General features: G+C 28.4%; 22 protein-coding genes. 10 read left to right on the forward strand and 12 right to left on the reverse strand.

The features are described from left to right. Positions 1 to 162: 162 nt before the first annotated feature. A complete protein-coding gene (locus ACTT9Y_RS06735) occupies positions 163 to 1,131 on the forward strand; it encodes a porin (RefSeq protein ID WP_440933589.1) in 969 nt (322 codons plus the stop codon). Between the two features lie 51 nt (positions 1,132 to 1,182). Here the strand turns inward: ACTT9Y_RS06735 and ACTT9Y_RS06740 are convergent, their stop codons facing one another. Then, positions 1,183 to 1,701, reverse strand: a complete 519-nt coding sequence (locus ACTT9Y_RS06740; RefSeq protein WP_440933590.1) for a thiamine phosphate synthase — start codon at positions 1,699 to 1,701, stop codon at positions 1,183 to 1,185. A 6-nt stretch (positions 1,702 to 1,707) separates the two neighbouring features. Here ACTT9Y_RS06740 and ACTT9Y_RS06745 point away from each other — a divergent pair, with 6 nt between their 5' ends. Then, the gene (locus tag ACTT9Y_RS06745; RefSeq protein WP_440933591.1) at positions 1,708 to 2,367 is read left to right on the forward strand and encodes a YggS family pyridoxal phosphate-dependent enzyme; all 660 of its coding nucleotides are present in this window, start codon (positions 1,708 to 1,710) and stop codon (positions 2,365 to 2,367) included. Here the strand turns inward: ACTT9Y_RS06745 and ACTT9Y_RS06750 are convergent. Then, positions 2,364 to 2,858, reverse strand: coding sequence for a L,D-transpeptidase family protein (locus ACTT9Y_RS06750; RefSeq protein ID WP_440933592.1), 495 nt, complete (start codon positions 2,856 to 2,858; stop codon positions 2,364 to 2,366). The two genes, ACTT9Y_RS06745 and ACTT9Y_RS06750, sit on opposite strands and share 4 nt — an antisense overlap. Before the next feature lie 11 nt (positions 2,859 to 2,869). Between ACTT9Y_RS06750 and ACTT9Y_RS06755 the strand changes: the two genes are divergently transcribed. Further along, positions 2,870 to 3,433: a winged helix-turn-helix domain-containing protein gene (locus ACTT9Y_RS06755; protein ID WP_440933593.1), complete on the forward strand. Its 564-nt coding sequence runs from the start codon at positions 2,870 to 2,872 to the stop codon at positions 3,431 to 3,433. Positions 3,434 to 3,535: 102 nt separating this feature from the next. On the opposite strand, the gene ACTT9Y_RS06760 is transcribed toward ACTT9Y_RS06755, so the two are convergent. From ACTT9Y_RS06760 to grpE, 7 genes are all read right to left on the reverse strand, one after another. After that, positions 3,536 to 4,465, reverse strand: coding sequence for an adenosine kinase (locus ACTT9Y_RS06760; RefSeq protein WP_440933594.1), 930 nt, complete (start codon positions 4,463 to 4,465; stop codon positions 3,536 to 3,538). A 1-nt stretch (position 4,466) separates the two neighbouring features. After that, on the reverse strand, positions 4,467 to 5,120 hold the full coding sequence (gene nth, locus ACTT9Y_RS06765) for an endonuclease III (RefSeq protein WP_440933595.1): 654 nt from the start codon (positions 5,118 to 5,120) through the stop codon (positions 4,467 to 4,469). Continuing rightward, positions 5,120 to 5,896, reverse strand: a complete 777-nt coding sequence (dapB, locus tag ACTT9Y_RS06770) for a 4-hydroxy-tetrahydrodipicolinate reductase (protein WP_440933596.1) — start codon at positions 5,894 to 5,896, stop codon at positions 5,120 to 5,122. Before dapB ends, nth begins: the two co-directional genes overlap by 1 nt. Position 5,897: 1 nt before the next feature. Next, positions 5,898 to 6,734 (reverse strand): sulfotransferase domain-containing protein, encoded by an 837-nt coding sequence (locus tag ACTT9Y_RS06775; RefSeq protein WP_440933597.1) that lies wholly within the window; start codon positions 6,732 to 6,734, stop codon positions 5,898 to 5,900. Between the two features lie 42 nt (positions 6,735 to 6,776). Then, positions 6,777 to 7,904 (reverse strand): molecular chaperone DnaJ, encoded by a 1,128-nt coding sequence (dnaJ, locus tag ACTT9Y_RS06780; protein ID WP_440933598.1) that lies wholly within the window; start codon positions 7,902 to 7,904, stop codon positions 6,777 to 6,779. 29 nt (positions 7,905 to 7,933) lie between these two features. After that, complete coding sequence (dnaK, locus tag ACTT9Y_RS06785) at positions 7,934 to 9,859, reverse strand: molecular chaperone DnaK (RefSeq protein ID WP_440933599.1); 1,926 nt, start codon at positions 9,857 to 9,859, stop codon at positions 7,934 to 7,936. Between the two features lie 63 nt (positions 9,860 to 9,922). Next, positions 9,923 to 10,576 (reverse strand): nucleotide exchange factor GrpE, encoded by a 654-nt coding sequence (gene grpE / locus ACTT9Y_RS06790; protein ID WP_440933600.1) that lies wholly within the window; start codon positions 10,574 to 10,576, stop codon positions 9,923 to 9,925. 36 nt (positions 10,577 to 10,612) lie between these two features. Between grpE and rdgB the strand changes: the two genes are divergently transcribed. Further along, positions 10,613 to 11,215 carry an RdgB/HAM1 family non-canonical purine NTP pyrophosphatase gene (gene rdgB, locus ACTT9Y_RS06795; RefSeq protein ID WP_440933601.1) on the forward strand — a complete coding sequence of 201 codons (603 nt, stop codon included), beginning with the start codon at positions 10,613 to 10,615 and terminating at the stop codon, positions 11,213 to 11,215. On the opposite strand, the gene ACTT9Y_RS06800 is transcribed toward rdgB, so the two are convergent. Next, complete coding sequence (locus ACTT9Y_RS06800) at positions 11,199 to 12,353, reverse strand: ABC transporter substrate-binding protein (RefSeq protein ID WP_440933602.1); 1,155 nt, start codon at positions 12,351 to 12,353, stop codon at positions 11,199 to 11,201. The genes rdgB and ACTT9Y_RS06800 overlap by 17 nt on opposite strands. A gap of 34 nt (positions 12,354 to 12,387) precedes the next feature. Between ACTT9Y_RS06800 and rsmI the strand changes: the two genes are divergently transcribed. Both rsmI and ACTT9Y_RS06810 read left to right on the forward strand, forming a co-directional pair. Continuing rightward, complete coding sequence (gene rsmI, locus ACTT9Y_RS06805; RefSeq protein ID WP_440933603.1) at positions 12,388 to 13,245, forward strand: 16S rRNA (cytidine(1402)-2'-O)-methyltransferase; 858 nt, start codon at positions 12,388 to 12,390, stop codon at positions 13,243 to 13,245. Next, positions 13,242 to 13,835: a BON domain-containing protein gene (locus tag ACTT9Y_RS06810; protein ID WP_440933604.1), complete on the forward strand. Its 594-nt coding sequence runs from the start codon at positions 13,242 to 13,244 to the stop codon at positions 13,833 to 13,835. The genes rsmI and ACTT9Y_RS06810 overlap by 4 nt, the downstream gene beginning before the upstream one ends. Here ACTT9Y_RS06810 and ACTT9Y_RS06815 read toward each other — a convergent pair whose 3' ends face one another. Then, positions 13,836 to 16,121, reverse strand: coding sequence for an NADP-dependent malic enzyme (locus ACTT9Y_RS06815; RefSeq protein ID WP_440933605.1), 2,286 nt, complete (start codon positions 16,119 to 16,121; stop codon positions 13,836 to 13,838). 52 nt (positions 16,122 to 16,173) lie between these two features. Here ACTT9Y_RS06815 and murJ point away from each other — a divergent pair, with 52 nt between their 5' ends. Genes murJ through ACTT9Y_RS06835 form a run of 4 tightly spaced genes read left to right on the forward strand, consistent with a single transcriptional unit; the run spans position 16,174 to position 20,375 of the window. After that, on the forward strand, positions 16,174 to 17,703 hold the full coding sequence (gene murJ, locus ACTT9Y_RS06820) for a murein biosynthesis integral membrane protein MurJ (RefSeq protein ID WP_440933606.1): 1,530 nt from the start codon (positions 16,174 to 16,176) through the stop codon (positions 17,701 to 17,703). Positions 17,704 to 17,707: 4 nt separating this feature from the next. Beyond that, positions 17,708 to 18,709 carry a tryptophan--tRNA ligase gene (trpS, locus tag ACTT9Y_RS06825; RefSeq protein ID WP_440933607.1) on the forward strand — a complete coding sequence of 334 codons (1,002 nt, stop codon included), beginning with the start codon at positions 17,708 to 17,710 and terminating at the stop codon, positions 18,707 to 18,709. Between the two features lie 52 nt (positions 18,710 to 18,761). After that, entirely contained in the window at positions 18,762 to 19,304 is a 543-nt protein-coding gene (locus ACTT9Y_RS06830; protein ID WP_440933608.1) for a NifU family protein, read from the forward strand. 6 nt (positions 19,305 to 19,310) lie between these two features. Beyond that, positions 19,311 to 20,375, forward strand: a complete 1,065-nt coding sequence (locus ACTT9Y_RS06835) for a glucosaminidase domain-containing protein (protein ID WP_440933609.1) — start codon at positions 19,311 to 19,313, stop codon at positions 20,373 to 20,375. Here the strand turns inward: ACTT9Y_RS06835 and ACTT9Y_RS06840 are convergent. Further along, complete coding sequence (locus ACTT9Y_RS06840; RefSeq protein ID WP_440933610.1) at positions 20,372 to 21,433, reverse strand: polysaccharide deacetylase family protein; 1,062 nt, start codon at positions 21,431 to 21,433, stop codon at positions 20,372 to 20,374. The two genes, ACTT9Y_RS06835 and ACTT9Y_RS06840, sit on opposite strands and share 4 nt — an antisense overlap. Positions 21,434 to 21,467: the final 34 nt, after the last annotated feature.

The raw sequence follows: 21,467 nt of genomic DNA on the forward strand, positions 1-21,467 counted from the left end.
AATTTTATCAAAATATATGAAAAAAAGACCAACTGATGCAAAAATGCAACACTTTTATAAATATTTAATAAAATTTTAAAAATGTGAGAAAAATAAAGCTTTATTTCGATATATATGCTCTGTTTATTATTAATAATAACAAATTACAAAGGAGTAATTAATATGAACATTAAAAAAGTAGGATTGACTGCTTTAGCAGCATCACTTGTTTCAGTATCAGCTCACGCTGGTGCAGTTTCAGTTGCTGGTGGAGCTTCAATTAATGCAGAAGGTTACAGCGGTGAAAACTTAAACGCTGGTACAACTTTCTCTATGGGAAACCAATTAACATTCACAGGTTCTGGTGAGTTAGATAACGGAATGAACGTTTCAATATCTTTCGTATTAGACCAAGGTGATGACACTGCTATCGCATCAGGTCCATTTGACAGTCACTCAGTAACTGTTTCATCTGACGAAATGGGTACATTAGTATTCTCTGGTGAAGGTGGAAGTTCTGCTACAACAGCTATGGACGCGTCTGCAGCTGGTAACATATGGGATACGTTTGATGGCGCAAGAGGTACAATCGTAACTGCGGTTGCACAATCAGACTCTGGACCAGGAAACAATTCGTTCCTATATACATTACCTTCAATGGTTGATGGACTAGGTATTGATCTGTCATACAAACCACAAGGTTCAAGTGCTGAGTCTGCAACTGGTTATGGTGTTAGCTACACAGGAATTGACGGCTTAACGGCTAAATATTCTTCAACTGATATCGAAACTGGTGTATCAGGTACATCTGGTGACCACACTGCATGGCATTTATCATATGTATATGGTCCTGTAACTGCAACAGCTACAAACAGTGAATACGATGTAGGAACTGCTTCAAGCGACCAAGAGCTATCTTCATTTGCTATCTCATACACAATATCTGATGAACTATCAGTTACTTATGGTGAAGATACAATTGAAAAAGGTGGTGACCCAACAGATGCTGAGTACAGTGTAATTTCAGCTTCTTACACAGCTGGTGGTATGACTTTATCAGCTTCAATGAAAGAAGCAGAAAACGTAAATCACACTACTGCGTCTAACGAAGACTTCGAATACTGGTCTTTAGGTGCATCATTTGCGTTCTAATTTAATTTAGATCAAATATTTAAAAAGGGCCCCTTTTTAGGGGCCTTTTTTTTACTCAAAATAAGAAATTCCAGCAAATTCTGAACTGTTTAAAAGTTTAAGTTTGTTAATGTTTTCTTTAGATATACCGCCTAAAGCTACAACTTTTTTTTTTGTTAAATTAGATATTAATTTAAATTTATTTATTCCCAAATAATTTTTATTTTTTTTAAAAACAGAGGATATAAAAATTTTACTTACTCTCTGTTTTTCTTTAATCTTTATTTCTTTAATATTATGAGCTGAACCAATTACGTTAAATTTTTTTTTAAATGAAAATGATAGATGTTTTGTGGATTTGTTGAAAGAGGGGAGATAAGCACCATCCAAATCTAATTTCATTGCAAGTTTTATATTATTGGATAAATAAAATTTTATTCCCTTTTTTTGACAATATTTTTTTAATTTTAAAATAAACTCTTTATTTAGTGTTTCTAAATTATAATTTCTATAAATAACAGCAGTCTGTTTATTTAGCTTGTCGATATTATTTGTATCAAATTTATTAATAAAGTAATATTTTCTATTCATATTTGTATGCACAGTACTGTAAAAAATCTATTAGACATTGAAAGCAATATTAAAATTCATTTAGATGAACTTAAAATTAATAAAATTCCAAAAATTATAGCAGTTTCAAAAACTTTTAAAATTGATAAAATTTTACCTCTTATAGACCATGGTCATATGGATTTTGGTGAAAATAAAGTCCAAGAAGCAATTGAGAAATGGTCAGAAATTAAAAAAAACAACTCATCAATTAAATTACATATGATTGGTAAGTTACAAACTAATAAAGTTAAATTTGCTGTTAAGTTATTTGATTATATTCACTCTGTTGATAGTGAAAAACTTGCAAAGAAAATTGCTGAAGAACAAAATAAATTAAACAAAAAAATAAAAATATTTTTACAAGTTAATATTGGTGAAGAAAACCAAAAATCAGGTATTAATAAAAATGATGTGAGACATCTGGTTTCTTATTGTAAAGAAATTGGATTGGATTTGATTGGTTTAATGTGTATTCCTCCAATTAACGTTGATCCAGAAAATTATTTTAAAGAAATGAGCATCTTAAATGAATCTCTTGGTTTTTCTGATTTAAGTATGGGAATGTCTTCAGATTTTCTTATAGCTGCAAAATATTTATCAACTTTTGTGAGAGTTGGTTCAAGTATTTTTGGTCAAAGATCTTAAATAATTTTTATTTTTGAATTTTTTCTAATTAATTTAAGCATAATTAAAAAATCTTTTTCTCTCAAAGCAACGCATCCAGCTGTTGGTTTATAATCTTTAGTTAAATGAATGAAAATACAACTACCTCGCCCAGGTATAGGTCTTTTAAAGTTATACTTAATTGGAATTAGTAAATCATATTTAGTGTCTCTTCTTGTTAATTTCTCACTTCTTATATTTTTTTTAATTTTGCAAAGTTTATTATATTTTTTAGGAAAACTACTGTCGTCACACCAAGCCATATTTTTTTTAATTTCAATACATTTTAGCAAAGTGGATGGTTTTTTTTTTCGATCTTTTCTGTAATAAAGATTTTCAATTCCAAAGGTTCCTTTTGGTGTTTTTTTATCTCCCTCTTTTTTTTTAACTCTTGAACCATTTTTTCCAATAGAACACCTAAACCTAAACTCATCAACTTGAAGAGTGTGTTTATTTTTTACTAAAATTGTCATATTCTACATTTGTGAGCGTAAAGAATTTAATAATTTATAAGTTTAATCCATTATATCATATCCTTAAAGAAATTGGTTCAGATTTAAACTTTAATATAAACTCTGAGGATAATGAAAATTCTTTAAATGATAAGATAAAAAATCTTGATTATTATTTAGTATTATCTAATAAAAAATATTCAGATATTAGAAACCAATTTTTATTAGACAATCTTCCGATTAATATATTCAAATTGATTGAAAAAATAAATATTGAATTTTTAAAACAACAATTCAATAGCCAATCTGAATTTAAAATAAATCAATATACAATAAATCTAAATTCAAGAGAATTGATGTTGAATGATTTAAAACTTAAATTAACAGAAAAAGAAATCAACACAATTATTTATGTATCAAAGTCAAACAAACCGGTTAGCATTAATGAATTACAAGAAAAGGTTTGGAGTTATCAGTCTGATATGGAAACTCATACTGTTGAGACCCATGTCTATAGATTGAGAAAAAAAATTCTAGGTAAATTTAGTGATAATCAATTTATAATTAGTAAAAAAGATGGTTACCAAATCAAATAGGAAAAATCCAATGGCCAAAGATTTATTTACTAAAAAATATAAGCCAAAAATAGTTAAGCCAAAAAAAGGCAAGGGAAGTTTTAAAAGAAAGAAAAGTTGAATTTAAAGTCTTGCACCAATTTGTTGAATAACTTTGGATGACATTTCAGTACCTTTTTCAAGGCACCCTTTAGTAGAAAATTTGTTGATGTACCCATGTAAAAATCCTGCAGCAAAGAGATCACCTGCACCTGTAAGATCAATAACTTTTAAATTTTTTTGTATACCACTTTCCACTACCTCATCACCATTTACCACAACTGCACCTTTTTCTCCTCTAGTTATAATTATTAATTTATTAAGCTGTTTTGAAAAATTTATAACCTCATCAAAATTTTTTGCTTCAATTAATGAACTAATTTCTTGTTCATTAGCAAAAGTTATGTCGAGCTTGCTTTTAACTAAGTTTAAAAAATGAGGTTTGTGTCTATCTACACAAAATAAATCAGATAGTGACATAGCAACTTTGTTTGCGTTATTTATAGCTTTATCAAATGCTTTTTTGGGCTCCCCTTCATCCCACAAATATCCCTCTAAAAATATTATATCACTTGATTTAATCACATCAGAATCAATGTCTTTATCATTAATCTTTCCAGCTGTTCCTAAGAATGTACACATTGTCCTCTCTGAGTCAGGGGTAACTAATATTAAACATGTTCCAGTTGGTAAATCTTCTCTCTTTTTGGAATAAAAATAATCTACATTTTCTTTTTTTAAACCTTCTTCATATCTGCTGCCAAACTCATCATCAGAAACTTTACCTATAAAACCCACTTTATTTCCAAGTTGAGATAATCCAACGATAGAGTTTGCAATAGACCCACCAGAAACTGTTTTTTCAATTTTAAGACTAGTTAATAAATTTTTAAATTCTTTTTCATCAAAAAATAATTTCATAGTGCTTTTTGTGAGATTATTTTTATTAATAAAATTATCATCAACTTTGCATATTACATCTACTATTGCGTTTCCTATTCCTAAAATTTTCATATTAAGCCTTTTTGGTAATAACAGGTTTTTTTCTATTTGGGTAGCAAGTAGTGCATATTTCACAAGTTAAACCATAGCAACTTCTTGCTTTGCAATATTCTCTACCATAAAAAATTATTTGAAGATGGAGTTTTGACCAGAATTTTTTTGGAAAAATCCTTTTCAAATCTTTTTCTGTCTCAATTACACTTTTTCCATTTGTTAAACCCCATCTTTGCGCTAATCTATGAATGTGAGTATCAACAGCAAAAGCTGGATATCCAAAACCCTGGGACATTACTACACTAGCAGTCTTATGGCCTACACCAGGTAGGTTTTCAAGATCCTCAAAGTTTTTAGGCACTTTTCCATTATGCTTTTCTAAAAGTTGTTTTGACATAAAAAAAATACTTTTTGCTTTAATTCTAAAAATACCAATTTTTTGAATTAATTTTTCAATTCTTTTTCTTCCTAATTTTACAAAATGTTCTGGCTTAAAGTATTTTGGATATATATCTTTAGTTACATTATTAACATTTACGTCAGTACATTGAGCCGAAAGAAGTACAGAAATTAATAATGTAAAGGTATTTTTACTTTTTAAAGGAACCGGTGCTTTAGGATAAATTCTATTTAAAGTTTTAATTATAATTTTTGCTTTTTGTTTTTCATTCATTATGAAAAATTAAGCAAATCTCTCATAGAATATAAACCTGGTCTTTTTTTCATTAACCATTTAGAAGCTGTCAAAGCTCCATCAGAGTATAATGCTCTATCAAAAGCTTCGTGGTTTAAAGTAATTATTTCTTTTCCACTTGAGAATTTTACTTCATGTTCTCCTATAATTTCACCTTTTCTGATTGAATTAAAATTTATTTTTTTTCCATATGGAAAAGATTTTTTATTTAAATATTTTTTACCAATCAAATTATATAAGTTTTTATTTTTTCCATCTGCTATTCCTTTTCCAAGCATCAAGGCTGTACCTGATGGATAGTCTTTTTTGTGTTTATGGTGTATTTCAAATATTTTACTTAGGTATTGATCATTTAATGATTTAGATGCGATTTCAGTTAGATACATTAATAAATTTACACCCAAGCTCATATTACCAGCCTTTAAAATAGGTATCTTTTTTGAATATTTTTTAATTAGATTTTCCTGACTTCTATTAAAACCAGTTGTGCCAATAACAACTTTTTTTTTAAGTTTTGATGCAATTTTTAGTATTTCAAGGGTACATTTTGGAACTGTAAAATCTATTATTATATCTGCTTTTTTAAAAGCATTTTCTGAATTAAGTTCTGGTCTAATTCCATTAATTTTTTTTTTTATTAATCTATTTTCAGTTAAAACTGTTAATTTAAAATTTTTATTATTTTTTGATGATCTAATAAGTTGTTGACCCATTCTTCCCATGCAACCAGATATTCCTAAATTTATTTTTTTCATTTTAAAGATATCCTAATTCTACCATTTCATTTTTAAATTTTAAATTTATTTCATCAACAATATTTTTATCTAATTGAGACTTCCAATCTGAATTAGGACCAGAATTAAAAAATTTTGTTCCTTGTCCTTGTTCTGTAAATAAACCTTTTTCTTCAAGTTTTTGTAGTGCTTGAAAAGAAGTTGAGTTTATTGCATTATTTATTTTTTCGTCCTCAAATTTACAATTTGTCAATTTTTCCATAAATTTTGTAATTTTGAAAAATTCTCTTTGAGGGTTTTCAAGTAAATCTTCATATTTTACAATTAAATAATTTTGAATTTTGTTTTTCCATGAGAGGTAATTAACGCGCCATGAACTTATCAAAGTAGGCACTTTATTCGCTCTATTTTTATATTTGTCCGATTTATTTATTCCAAGCCAAATATTTTCATTTGTAATAAAATTTCTTGCTTCATTAAAATCTTTCATTCCAAAGTGATGTTTAATTGATAACAAGACTGTTCTTGGATCTCTAACTATATAAATTGCACCTAGTGAATTTGAATTATCCGTGAATTCAAAATTATCCATTTTACAAAGTACATGATGAGTTTTTAATAATTTAATCTCATTATTAAGGTTAATTCTGTCTTGTGCATTTTTCCAATTTTCAAGAATTTTTTTTGGATTTTGAATATCATCAACTAAACCTTCAAATTGCTCTTTACGAGGAAATTGTTGAATTTTATGTAGTGTAGAAAAATCGTTTATGCCCTTCTCACTGTATAAAATAGATGCAAGAAAAGCTCTTACCCAAGTATTTCCACTTTTAGGATAAGATGCCAGCCATATAATCATTAAGTGTAATAAATTTAGTTTATGATTTTATTTCATAATACATTAATTTTTCCAGAAATCTTTTGCTTTTTGAAAAAACTTTTTAATACTTGGATTTGACTTATCATTTTCAATTTCTCTAAATTGTTCTAATAATTCTTTTTGTTTTTTATTTAAATAAACTGGCACTTCCGTCTTTACTTGAACATACAAATCACCAAAATCACCTCTTCTCATAAACGGCATTCCTTTACCTTTTAATCTAAATTGTTTGCCATTTTGAGTTCCATCAGGAATTTTAATTTTAGCTTTACCTCCATCGATTGTTGGAATTTCTATGGTAGTTCCTAAGGCTGCATCAGCTAAAGAAAGAGGGAATTCAAAAAATAAATTTTCATCTGATCTTTTAAATAAATCATGTGAGTGAACATTAATAAACAAATATAAATCACCTGTTGCCCCACCTCTTGATCCCGCCTCACCTTTTCCAGCTAGCCTAATTCTTGTTCCATCATCAACACCCTTAGGTATTGTTACAGATATTTTCTTGGATGCTTGTTTTTTACCTTGCCCATTACAATCGTTGCAAGGATTGGTAATTTCTTCACCATTTCCGTTACATTGAGGACATGTTTGTTGAACAGTAAAGAAACCTTGGTTAGATCTTATTCTTCCATTACCACCACAATACGAGCACCTATCAGGAGAATAACCTGGTTTAGAACCATTTCCTTTACATGTCCCACATTGCTCTGTCGTTGAAAATTTTATATCTTGTTTTTTTCCACTATAAGCTTCTTCTAGAGAAATTGATAAATCATATCTTAAGTCAGAACCTCTATTATTTGATCGTCTACTTCTTGATCTACCTCCTCCACCAAAATCTCCAAAGAAATCCTCAAAAATATCTGAAAAGTCTGCTCCACTAAAACCACCAAAACCTCCACCTGGTCTTCCACCACCATTTTCAAACGCTGCATGACCAAAGTTATCATAGTTTTGTTTTTTCTCTTTGTCTGAAAGTATCCCGTAGGCTTCACTGGCTTCTTTAAATTTTTCTTCAGCCTTCGTGTCTCCTGGATTTTTATCTGGATGATATTTAACTGCTAACTTTCTGTATGCGGATTTTAATTCTTCGGGGCTTGCGCTTTTGTTTACGCCTAGGACATCGTAATAGTCTCTTTTAGCCATCAAATTACCCCAGACAATTAAATGTCAGTTTAAGCGCTTTTTTCTTTATTTTCGTCCTTGACTTCTTCGAAATCAGCATCAACAACATTTTCGTCTTTTTTACCTGCATCATCTCCACCATCATCTTTACCGGACTCTGGTTTTGCACTTTGTTGTGATTTATAGATCGCCTCTCCAAGTTTCATTGAAGCTTGAACTAAAGTTTCTGTTTTTTTCTTGATATCTTCAATATCCTCACCTTTTAAAGCTTCCTTTACGGCAGATGACGCATCTTCAATTGCTTTTTTCTCTGCATCAGAAATTTTTGATCCATGCTCTTTTAAATTCTTTTCAGTGGAGTGAATTAAAGTATCTGCTTGGTTTCTAACATCAACAGACTCTCTTTTCTTTTTATCAGCTTCTTTATTAGCCTCAGCATCTTTAACCATTTTTTCAATTTCTTCATCACTCAATCCACCTGAGGCTTGAATTTGAATTTTTTGTTCTTTACCAGTTCCTTTATCTTTTGCAGAAACATTAACAATACCATTTGCATCAATATCAAATGTAACTTCAATTTGAGGTACCCCTCTTGGTGCTGGTGCAATACCTACTAATTCAAAATTTCCTAAAGCTTTGTTATCAGCAGCCATTTCTCTTTCACCTTGTAGAACTCTAATAGATACAGCTGGCTGATTATCTTCTGCAGTTGAAAACACCTGACTTTTCTTAGTTGGTATTGTTGTGTTTTTATCAATCAGTTTTGTAGATACTCCCCCAAGTGTTTCGATACCAAGTGATAGTGGAGTTACATCTAATAGAAGTACATCTTTAACATCACCTTGTAATACACCAGCCTGAATAGCAGCACCCATTGCAACTACTTCATCAGGGTTTACACTTTTGTTAGGATCTTTTCCAAAAAAGTTTTTAACTTCCTCTAATACTTTTGGCATTCTAGTCATACCACCTACCATAACTACTTCATCAACTTCACTAGCAGTGATTCCTGCATCTTTTAATGCAGTTTTACATGGAGGCATAGTTCTCGCAATTAAGTCCTCAACTAAAGCCTCAAGTTTTGCTCTAGTCATTTTTAAATTAATATGTTTTGGACCTGTTTTATCTGCAGTTATGAATGGTAAATTAATATCCGTTTGTTCAGCAGATGATAATTCTATTTTTGCTTTTTCAGCAGCTTCTTTTAATCTTTGTAAAGCAAGTTTATCTGATTTAAGATCAATTCCATTATCTTTCTTAAATTCGGAAATTAAGTAATCAACAACAGCATTATCAAAATCTTCACCACCTAAGAAAGTATCACCATTAGTTGATTTAACTTCAAATACGCCATCTCCCAATTCTAAGATAGACACATCAAATGTTCCTCCGCCTAAATCATATACAGCAATTTTTTTATTTTGTTTTTTATCTAAGCCATAAGCTAGAGACGCAGCTGTTGGTTCATTGATAATTCTTAAAACTTCTAATCCAGCAATTTTTCCTGCATCTTTTGTAGCCTGTCTTTGTGCATCATTAAAGTACGCTGGTACAGTTATTACAGCTTTTGTTACAGCTTGACCTAAATATTTTTCTGCTGTTTCTTTCATTTTTTGTAAAATGAATGCAGATATTTGAGAAGGTGAATATTTTTCCCCTTTAGCTTCAATCCAAGCATCACCTTTTTCAGAATTGACTATTTTAAAAGGTGCAGCTTCTATATCTTTTTTTACTGTTGGGTCGTTAAAGTTTCTTCCAATTAATCTTTTTACCGCAAAGATAGTATTTTCTGGATTTGTAACAGCTTGTCTTTTTGCTGGTTGTCCAATTAATTTTTCGTTTTCATCTGTAAATGCTACAACTGATGGAGTAGTTCTTGCTCCCTCAGCATTTTCTAAAACTTTAGCCTGTGTCCCTTCCATTATAGCAACACATGAATTTGTAGTTCCTAAGTCTATTCCAATAATTTTACTCATAATATTAATATCTCTCTCTCGTCATATAGGGTTTAAATGTGAAACTACAAGTTGATCTCATAATTATTTATTTTCTGGATTTTCCTGATTTTCCTCAGTTTTTTCCTCTTTAATTGTAACTTTTTTTGACACTCCTACTAATGAGGGTCTAAGTAATCTGTCTTTTATAGTAAAGCCTTTTTGAATTTCCTGAATTATTGTTCCAGGTTCTTTCGTATCGTCCTCAATTTCCATCATTGCTTGATGAAAGTTTGGATCTAGTTTTTTGTTAAGGCTATCAATTGGTTTAATGTTATTTTTTTCAAATATTGAGATTAAATCTTTTTTAATAATATCTAAATGCTCTAGCGTTTTTTTTAATGCTTCAGTTTCTTTTAATTTATCGTCGCTTTCAAGAACATGTTTGGATCGATCTAAGTTATCAATCAAATTTAATGCTTCTTTTGCAAAACTATAACCACCATATTCAAAAGCATCTTCTTTTTCTTTTTCAAATCTTCTTCTTTGATTTTCCATTTCAGCAAAAGTTCTTGCCACTTTATCTTCTAGTTCAGCAATTTTTTCTTCTGGAGTTAGCTCTTTAACTTCTTCCTCAGCTTCTTGCTTTATTTCTTGTTTATTTTCTTCTGCTAGATTTTCTTCAGGTTTCTCATTTTCTTTTACAGTATCTTCGTTTTGATCTGCAGAAGTGTTATTTTGGATTTCCTCTTTTTCCATAGTCTCTTATATGGTAAGCATTTTCTTAATTTCTAGATGTATAAACAAAAAATTAATAAATTATTAATAGGCACTAATAACAAGGGTAAATTACGTGAAATCAAGAGTTTATTGCCCAAAAAAATTAAAATTTATTCTACATCTACATTCAATCTTAGAAGCCCTGTTGAAAATGGTAAGACTTTTAGAGAAAACTCACTGATCAAATCTAAATATTTTTCAAAAAAGACAGGATTGTTGTGTTTAGCTGACGACTCTGGTTTGGAAATAGATTTTTTAAATAAAAGTCCTGGAATTTATTCTGCAAGGTGGGGAGGAAAGTATGGGGACTTTAGTAAAGCCATAAAAAGAGTTTATAGAGAATTAAATAAAAAAGACAAAAATTGGAAAAACAAAAAAATAAAAGCAAGATTTATTTGTGCACTTTCTATTTCATACTTAAATAAAAAAATTGCTTGTGTCATAGGTAAAGTTGAAGGTCATATTTCACATGAAGCAAAAGGAAAAAATGGATTTGGTTATGATCCAATTTTTATTCCTTTAAGAAAAAGAAAAACCTTTGGACAAATGAAGCCATCTCAAAAGTATAAAATGGATCATAGATATCAAGCTTTTAAAAAAATTAGAAAATTTCTATAAGTTTTTGATCCTCAATTTTATAAAAATTAAGTCTATGATTAATTTTATTATTTTTAATATCAAAAATTCCTATTTTTCCTTTGAATGAATTTTTTTTCTTAAAAATTTTATTTAAGTTTTCTATTTTTGAATTCATTGATAAATAATAAACTAAGCCAATAAGGTCATAACTTAATAAAGACAAATGAGTTGGATCTTCGTTAAATGCGTTATAGTACTTTATTTTGTAGCTATCAAAATTTTCTTTATTTATTGATGGATAATATAAAGGTTGGATATCAGTTTCATTTAACAAACTTTCATCAAACCATTGATTTAAAGTTATAAAATATTTATTTTTTGGAAGGACGTCAGTATATAAAAGTGATGTAGATACACTTTTTAGACTTTCATCAAAATCTGCAATTACAACAGCGTCAAAATTTAAACCACCTAAACTGTATCTTTTTTCAAGTCTTTTTATTTTTTTATCTTTATTTGGATCATTTGAATTTTTTATTCTTTTTATTTCGTCCTCTAAATTTTGCTTTCTTATTCTGTAGTTAGTAATTTCTTCTATTTGTTTTGTTAGTTTTGTAGGCTCTATATTATATTCGTAATCTTTATAAATTTTAATTTTTGAATTTTTCATTCCTCTTTTAACTTCAAATTCATAATCTTGGATTGGTGTTAAAAAAATAGTTCTTTGTATTTGATTAGTTTCTAAAAATTTTTTTATTGTATTAAATTGTGATGTAGAATTAATTCCAGCGGAGATTACATTTTTTGGAAGATCTAAAGTTTTATTTGTTAATGATAAAAAAGTTAAATCCTTCATTTCATCTAAATAAGTTAAACTTTCATAGAACACAGGGCCTACAACAATTTTTATCCCCATTTCACTTAATTCAAATGCTGATTTTAAAGTTTGGTTAGCTTTAGTTGCTGTATCTTTTGGATAAATTTCTATCAGATCATTATCAATATCTTTGACTGCTAATCCAACTGCTTTAATGATTGATTCTCCAATCTCCTTATTTTCTCCTGTCATAGGCACCAATAATCCTATTTTGATTTTTTCTTTAGCATTAACATTTGGAAAAAATAGAAAGTAAAAACTTAATATAATAAAATAAATAATTTTAATTAATTTGATCATTTTGATGCTAGTATAATATTTTTTAAGCTAAATTATGATCATAAAACCACAATTTAAATTAAAAGAATACGAAAATGGTCTTTATTTAGTGTCAACTCCTTTAGGAAATCTAAAAGATATAACTTTAAGAGCAATTGAAATTTTGCAGCGGTCTCATTATATTTTATGTGAAGACATTCGTGTTTCAAAAACCCTTTTAGATAAATATCAAATAAAATCAAAATTAATTTCAAATCATAAATTTAATGAAAAAAAAAATGTAGTAAAAATCATAGAGTATCTTAAATCTGAAAAAATAGTTTCTTTGATATCAGATGCTGGTACGCCTAGTATTTCTGATCCTGGTTCAATTTTAGTTAATGAGTGTATTAATAACGAGATTAAAATATTTCCCATTCCTGGACCTTCGGCTGTTGCCGCAGCTGTTTCAATTAGTGGTTTTTCAGATAAATTTTTGTTTTGTGGTTTTTTGCCAGATAAAAAACAGCAATTATCTAATGAATTAAAAAAATTCTCAGAATTTGAAAATTCCTTAGTTTTTTTTATTTCCCCAAAAAAAATTAATAAAATTATACCAGAAATAAAAAAGAATTTTACAGGAAGAAAGATAGTTTTTTGTAGGGAAATAACAAAAATGTACGAAGAATATATTAGAAAAAATGTAGATGAATTGGAACTATTTGAAAAAGAACCAAAAGGTGAGCTTACAGTTGTTATTTCTGAAAAAAAACTAAATAAAAATTTATCTGAAAAATTAACTGAATCAGATATGAATATGATTAAAAAAATGATTCATAAATTGTCTACAAAAGAAATTACAGATATTTTAAGTCAAAGCACTAATGTATCTAAAAAAGAAATATACAATTATTGTTTAGAACTAAAAAAATGAAAAATAAAATATTAATTTTTGTTTTAATAAGTTTTATTTTAACTGGATGTGTTGGGGTAGGTTCTAAAGGTCTTTTTGGAACTGGTGTTTCTGTTGCATTAGATCCTAGAACAGTGGGCACTCAAATAGATGATTCTATAATGCAAAAAACTATTAGTGCTAAAATATTAGCTAAAGATAAAAAATATCTTATTTCAGTTAAAACAAAAGTTTTAGATGGTCGAATTTTTATAACTGGAAAAGTAGATAGCCCAGAAGAAAAATTATTAATAACAAAACTAGCCTGGGAAACGAAAGGTGCTAGATCTGTAAGAAATGATATCAAAATTAAAGAAGAATTTAATTTTAAACAGTCCGCAAAAGACGTTTTAATTACCTCTCAACTTAGAACAGCTATAATTGTTAATAAAAATATTAAGGCAACTAACTATCAAATAGATACCTATAAAAAGAAAATCTATATTTATGGAATTGCTTTAACTTCAGAAGAAAAGGATTTAGTTATAAGTGAAGCAAAAGAAATACTTGATGTCGAAGATGTAATTGCCAGTATTATTCTTGTTGAAGATTTAAGAATTCAAAGAGAATAATTATTTTTTGTAATCAATCACTTGAGAAGAATAAGCAGCAATCGATGCTAAATTAAGTATTTCAGAAGTTGATGATCTTAAAGGTGCAATTTCTATCGGAAGCCCAAGTCCAATTAATAATGGTCCAATCACTTTTGTTTCACCTATAGTTTTCATCAATTTGTAAGAAATTGCTGCACTATGTTGTCCAGGCATTATTAAAATATTTGCTTTACCAACTATCTTTGCAAAAGGATAAAGTTCCTCATACTCTGGATTAAGAGCAACATCAGGCTGCATATCTCCATCAAATTCAAAGTCTACTTTTCTTTCTTTTAATATCTCAACCGCGTTTCGAATATGTTTTGTTCTACTAGTAAGAGGTTGTCCAAATGTAGAGTGGGATACAAAAGCAACTTTAGGATCAAATCCAAAAAGTCTAACTACTCTTGCTGTAGATATCGCCATTTCAGCCATTTGTTCAGAAGTTGGATATTCATGGACACTTGTATCACCAACAAAAATAGTTCTCCCTTTATGAACGATCATGTTTAAACCAAACATAATCTCACCTTTTCTTACATCAACAACTTGCTTAATTTTTTCAAATGAAGCACCAAATCGTCTTGTATTGCCTGTTACAGCACCATCAGCATCACCGCAGGCAACCATACTAGTAGCCCAGACAACCCTATCATTTCTAATCATTCTGTCACAATCTCGTTCTAATAAACCTTGTTCTCTTTGCAATTTTTCAAATAAATGTTTTACGTATCTTTTTCTTTTTTCTTCATCTTTTGAATTAACAATCTCAATGTCAAAATTTTCACTGTAACCAATATTTTTAATCTGTTCTTTAATTTTACTTTCTTTACCAACCAAGATTGGAATACCTAATTTTGAATTTTTGAATGCTATAGCTGCTTTTAAAGTATTTTCATCTTCACCATCTGCAAAAACTATTCTTTTCTGATTTTTCTTAATAAATGAATTAATACCCTGCATGATGGTAACGGTTGGGTCTAGTCTTTGTTTTAGTTGATCTTTATAAACTTCAAAATCATCTATATTTTTTCTAGCTGATCCACTATCTATGGCTGCTTTTGCTACAGCCGCTGGTATTACACTAATTAATCTTGGATCAAATGTAGATGGAATAATATAATCTTTTCCATAATGAGGTCTTTCTCCACCCATAGCTGCAACAACTTCATCAGGAACATCTTCTCTTGCAAGCTTTGCTATTGCATTAGCTGCAGCAACCTTCATTTCTTCATTTATCGTTTTAGATCTCACATCTAAAGCTCCTCTAAAGATATAAGGAAATCCAATTAAATTATTTACTTGATTAGGGTAGTCTGATCTCCCTGTTGCAACAATTGCATCATTTCTAACCTCATTAATTTCCTCTGGGGTAATTTCTGGATCAGGATTAGCACAAGCAAATATAATTGGTTTTTTTGCCATAGATTTAACCATTTCTTTTTTTAGAACACCTTTTGCAGATAATCCTAAAAAAACATCTGCACCTTTAACAGCATCCTTTAAAGTTCTATGTTTAGTTTTAACTGCATATCTGGATTTCCATTGATCAATTCCCTCAGTTCTTCCTTCGTAAATAACGCCCTTTCTATCTAGCATTATTATATTTTCAGATTTTACTCCTGAATTTTTAAATAACTCAGTACAAGCTTGTGCTGAAGCTCCTGCACCATTTACTACAACTTTAATTTTTTTAATTGATTTACCACAAATATCTAAAGCATTAATTAATGCTGCAGTTGTTATAATTGCTGTTCCATGTTGATCATCATGAAAAACAGGAATATCCAAAATTTCTTTTAATTTTTGTTCTATTATAAAACAATCTGGGGCTGCTATGTCTTCTAAATTTATTCCACCAAAACTAGGTGCAAAATTTTTAATTGAATTTATGATTTCGTCTGAATCTGCGCAATCAATCTCTAAATCTATTGAGTCGATATCCGCAAATCTTTTAAATAATACGGCCTTTCCTTCCATCACAGGCTTTGATGCAAGAGCACCTAAATTTCCCATTCCTAATATTGCCGAACCATTACTTATTACAGCAACAAGGTTTCCTTTACTCGTGTAATCATAAGCTGCTTCTGGATTTTCACTTATCTTTTTTACAGGAGCAGCAACTCCTGGAGAATAAGCTAAAGCGAGATCTCGCTTAGTTGTCATATTTTTTGAAGAGTTAATCTCAATCTTGCCAGGTTTTTTGTCTTTATGAAAATCTAAAGCTTCTTTATCTGTATAATGATCAATTTTTGTTTTTTTCATTTCTGATAACAATAAGTGTACAATTGGGGTAAAATTAAGACTAATATGATTTATGAACTTACTTAAGTCAACAGGCACATTTGGTTTTTATACTATCATTAGCAGATTGCTGGGTTATTTAAGAGATATTTTAATAGCAATTTTTCTAGGAACAGGGATGTTGGCTGATGCTTTTTTTGTAGCATTTAGAATTCCAAATACTTTTAGAAGATTGTTTGCTGAAGGCACTTTTAATGCAGCATTCGTTCCAAGTTATTCATCAGAAATTACTAAGGGAAAAAAACAATCAAACAAATTTGCTAACGATATTTTTAATCTCCTTTTTTTAGGGTTGTTGATTTTAACAATAATAATTGAAATTTTCATGCCAGCATTTGTTTCTATTATTGCACCAGGATTTGTGGGTGATTTAGAAAAAATGGAGTTAGCAATTAATTTAACAAGAATTACTTTTCCTTTTTTATTTTTTATTTGTTTAGCCTCATTTTTTTCTGCAATCTTAAATTCACACAATAAATTTGCAGCTGCTGCTGCAGCGCCAATAATATTAAATATTGTTTTAATTTTAGTATTGTTTTTTTCTAAATCTTTAGGTGATCAATTAGTTTATTATTTGTCCTATGGTGTTTCTTTAGCTGGTTTTTTACAATTAATATTTTTATATAAATACGTATCAAAATATTACTCACTTAAATTTAGTTTTGAATTAAAAGTAAGTAACAAAGTTAAATTTTTTTTAAAAAAACTTTTACCAAGTATTTTTTCATCAGGTGTCACTCAAATTAATATTTTAATTGGTACAATAATTGCATCATTTCAAGCAAGTGCAGTTTCTTACTTATATTATGCTGATAGAATTTATCAAATTAACCTAGCTATAGCTGGTATCGCGATTGGCGTTGTAATACTTCCTCAGCTGTCAAAACATATTCAATCTAGAAAAAAAAATAAGATTTTGCTTATACAAAATAAAGCTCTTGAATTAAGTTTATTCTTAAGTCTTCCAGCAACTATCGCTTTAATCATAGGATCAGAACAAATTATTTCAGCTTTATTTGGCTATGGGTCTTTCAATGAAAATTCGGTGAGCAATTCAAGCTTAGCTTTATATTATTTTGCATTAGGTCTGCCTGCTTTTGCATTAATAAAAGTTTTTTCAAGTTTTTTCTTTGCAAACCATGATACCAAAACTCCATTTTATATTTCTTTGATCTCAGTATTGGTTAATATTTTTATTAGTTTGTATTTTTTTAGTGAAATTGGTTTTATAATAATTCCAATAGCTACATCTATTTCATCTTGGTTTAATTCAATATTGCTATTTTTATTTTTAAAAAATCGACAATTATTTTATTTTAATCAAATATTTTTTGTTAAATTTATTAAAATAATTTTTGCATCAATTATGATGGGTTTATTTTTTAACTTTATGTTAAATTATTTCCAGAATGAATTAGCATTTAATCAATCAATTAAATCTTTTTATTTAGTTTTATCTGTTATATTAGGGTTATTGTTTTATTTAATTGTGTCTTATTTCATCAAAGCTTTTCAAATGAATGATATTAAATTAAAGTATTAATTTTATGGGTAAAAAAATATTTTCTGGCGTTCAGCCTACAGGTAATCTTCATCTTGGAAATTATTTAGGTGCCATAAAAAACTTTGTAGACTTAAATAACGATAAAGATAATAAATGTATTTTTTGCGTAGTTGATCTGCATGCCATTACAGTAAAGCAAGATCCTAAAGAATTAAAAAATAATATACGGGAAACTGTTGCAACTTTTGTAGCAAGCGGAATAGATCCAAAAAAAAGTATAATTTTTAATCAATCTAGTGTGGCTGCACATGCAGAAGGAGCATGGATATTAAGCTGTGTTGCTAGAATGGGCTGGTTGAATAGAATGACACAATTTAAGGAGAAAGCTGGCAAAGATAAAGAGAAAGCCAGCGTAGGACTGTACTCTTATCCAGTTTTAATGGCAGCTGATATTCTCTTATATGATGCTACTCATGTTCCAGTAGGTGATGATCAAAAGCAACATTTGGAGTTATGTAGAGATATAGCTCAAAAATTTAATAATGATTTTGAAGTAGAAAATTTTCTTCAAGTTCCTGAACCTTTAATTCAAAAAGAATTTTCAAGAATAATGAGTTTAAAAGATGGTTCAAAAAAAATGAGTAAATCAGAGTTATCAGATTTGAGTAGAATAAATTTAACAGATGATAAAGATCAAATAATAAACAAAATCAAAAAAGCAAAAACAGATCCTTTGCCTATGCCACAAGATATAAAGGAGCTTGATGAAAGATTAGAGGCAAACAATCTTTTAGGAATTTATTCAAGCTTGACAAACTCAACATTAGAAAACTCAGTAAAAAATTTTGCAGGTAAAAATTTTTCTGAATTTAAAGAACAATTAGCCGAAAAACTTGTGAATAAAATTGAACCTATTTCTAATGAGATAAAAAAACTTTTAGGAGATAAAAGTTATTTAGATAAAATTCTTCTAGATGGAGTTGAAAAAGCTAATTTTATTGCATCCAAAAAGATTAAAAGAATTAAAGAAATAGTAGGTTTTTAATAAAAATTTATTATCAAGTTTTAATTTTTAAAATATTCATTATATATAATTTATGTTCGTTCAAACAGAAGTAACACCAAATCCAAACTCTTTGAAATTTCTTCCTGGGAAGAAAGTTTCAAACAGTGGTCCTTATGAAATTACAAATAAAGAGGACATACAAAATGAATTAGTGAGAAATATTCTGTCAATAAATGGTGTTGAGGGTATTTTTTTAGGTCAAGATTTTATTTCAGTAAATAAGAACGAAAAAATTAAGTGGGACGAAATAAAACATATTGTAATTTCTTTAATAAATGATTTTTACGCAGATGGTAAAGAGTTTGTAATTGATGAAAACATAAAAGAAGAAGATTTAGATTTGAGTGAAATCGAATCAAAAATTGTAAAAATTTTAGAAGAAAAAATAAGACCTGCTGTTGCTAGAGACGGTGGGGATATAAAATTTAAAGAATTTAAAGATGGAGTTGTCAAAGTACAATTACAAGGGAGTTGTTCAGGATGTCCTAGCTCAACAATGACTTTAAAACAAGGTGTTCAAAATCTTTTATGTCATTATTTGCCAGAGGTAAAAGAGGTTGTTGCTATACAATAATTAATTATGAGAAAATTTAAAAAATCAGGTTTTTTAAAAAACAAAAGCTTTAATATAGTTTCACGGTTTTTTTTAAGTTCTTTTATTATAATTTCATTCTTTTATGCAGCGCCGATAATTATCAATTTTACAGATAAAAATTTTAATAACAAAGAATTTACCAACAATTCAAAAAACATTTTAAAAAATACTTTAAATAAAGATAAATTAATTGAGGAAGATTCAACAGCAGATGCTGATGAGAGGGATTTATTATATGACATTTTAGAAGAAAATAATTCTGAAATTAATCTAGTTAGATACACAACATCTGAGATTGATTCATTATTTAAAGAAGTAAATTATAATCTAAAAGATGTAAGAGATTCAAAATTAGTGAAACCAATAGACATTGGTCTACTACCAAATGAAATTAAAAACATAGCTAACACTAAAAAAAGAAAAGATATGTTTATTAAAATTGTTCTCCCTTTAATAGTTAAAGAAAATAATAAAATTAGAGTTGATCGAAAAAGGTTATTCACAATTTTAAATAAGAATAGCAATACTGAAATTGAAAAGAAATGGTTAGAAAAAAAATATAAACAATATGGTGTAAGAAAAAATGATTTATCCACTTTAAAAGTAAGAATGGATGAAATACCAGTTTCATTAGCAATAGCTCAAGCTGCAAAAGAGACTGGTTGGGGCACTTCAAGATTTGCATTAAAGGGAAACGCTTTATTTGGACAATGGACTTGGTCTGGAGAAGGATTAAAACCTAAAAATGCTGACGAGGGGAAAGATCATAAAGTTATGAAATTTCATAGTTTACAACTTTCTGTAAGAGCGTATTTAAGAAATTTAAATACTCATTCAACGTACAGAAATTTGAGAAAAGCTAGAACAGAACTTAGAAATCAAAACAAATCTCTTGATAGTTTAATCTTGTCTAATCATTTGGACAAATATGCAGAAACAGGGAGTCAATACATAGAAGTTTTAAAAAAAATTATTGAACAGAACAACTTAAAAGATTTTGATGAGGCAAGACTCTTGCCTTCAAGCAAAGATTTAGAAAGTTTAATTTAATTTTCTTTTATAGGGAATTGAACACCAAACCATCTCCATTTTCCGTTATCATTTAGAGAACAATTTATTCTACCTCTTCTTGGTTTGAATGGTTCTCTAAATTCAATCGTTAAAGAGTTGTTGGTAAAGCTTGTTTTTGATTTTTCCCAAATATCTCCCTCATTAGAATAACAATTGATATTAGATAAATTTTTTTGTTCTTTGAAAAATTCGACTTTAAAACTTGGAGGGTTTGTGTTTTCAAATAATTGTTTTTCCTCAGGAAGTATTCTTTTATATTCAAGTGGATAATAATTTATTATTGATCTAAATCTTTTTAATTCTCCATATTTTTCATTAATTGGAAACCTAGGTAATTCAAATTTATTTTTATTTAAATCAATTACACCAGAATGTTGACCAAAAGCATATTTAAAATTCTTAGATATATAATCTTTCATAAACTTAGAGTATTCACCAAATGGATATGAAAATAGATTAGGTACGTAACCAAGTTCTTTTAGGAAAATATTATTAGCTGTTTCAATATCTAAAATAAATTCTTCATTGCTTACATCTATGAGATATTCATGAGTATGAGAATGATGTCCTATATTTGCAAATTCATTCCTTTCAACCTCTTTAATTTGCTCCCAAGTCATGTAACCTCTTTTTCCTACTGGTTCAGTTGAAACAAATAAAATAAATGGAATTTTATTTTCTTTTAGATAAGGCCATGCTTCAGTATAAAAAGATTCAAAAGCATCATCGATAGTTATAAGAATTTCTTTTTTTTGTTTTGGTTTATTAAACTGTTCATCAAAATTATTTGGATTATGAAAATTAAAATTTGAGTTCTTAATAATATTTATATGTTCCTTAAATATATCCATTTTAATATTGGTTGAGGGGTACTTATTCTCATTAAAACGGTGATACATAATTGATAGAATTCCTTCATCATTGGAATAGTATTTGATATTATTTTCATCTGATTTAGAACTGATATTAGAAAATAAAATAATTATGAATAAACTGATAATTGATGTAGCCAGTGAAAAAATTTTTTTAATGATCATAACTAGTAATGATATTTATAATATTACTAAAGAG

This window comes from Candidatus Pelagibacter sp. (assembly GCF_052049995.1).
Taxonomy (GTDB): Bacteria; Pseudomonadota; Alphaproteobacteria; order Pelagibacterales; family Pelagibacteraceae; genus Pelagibacter.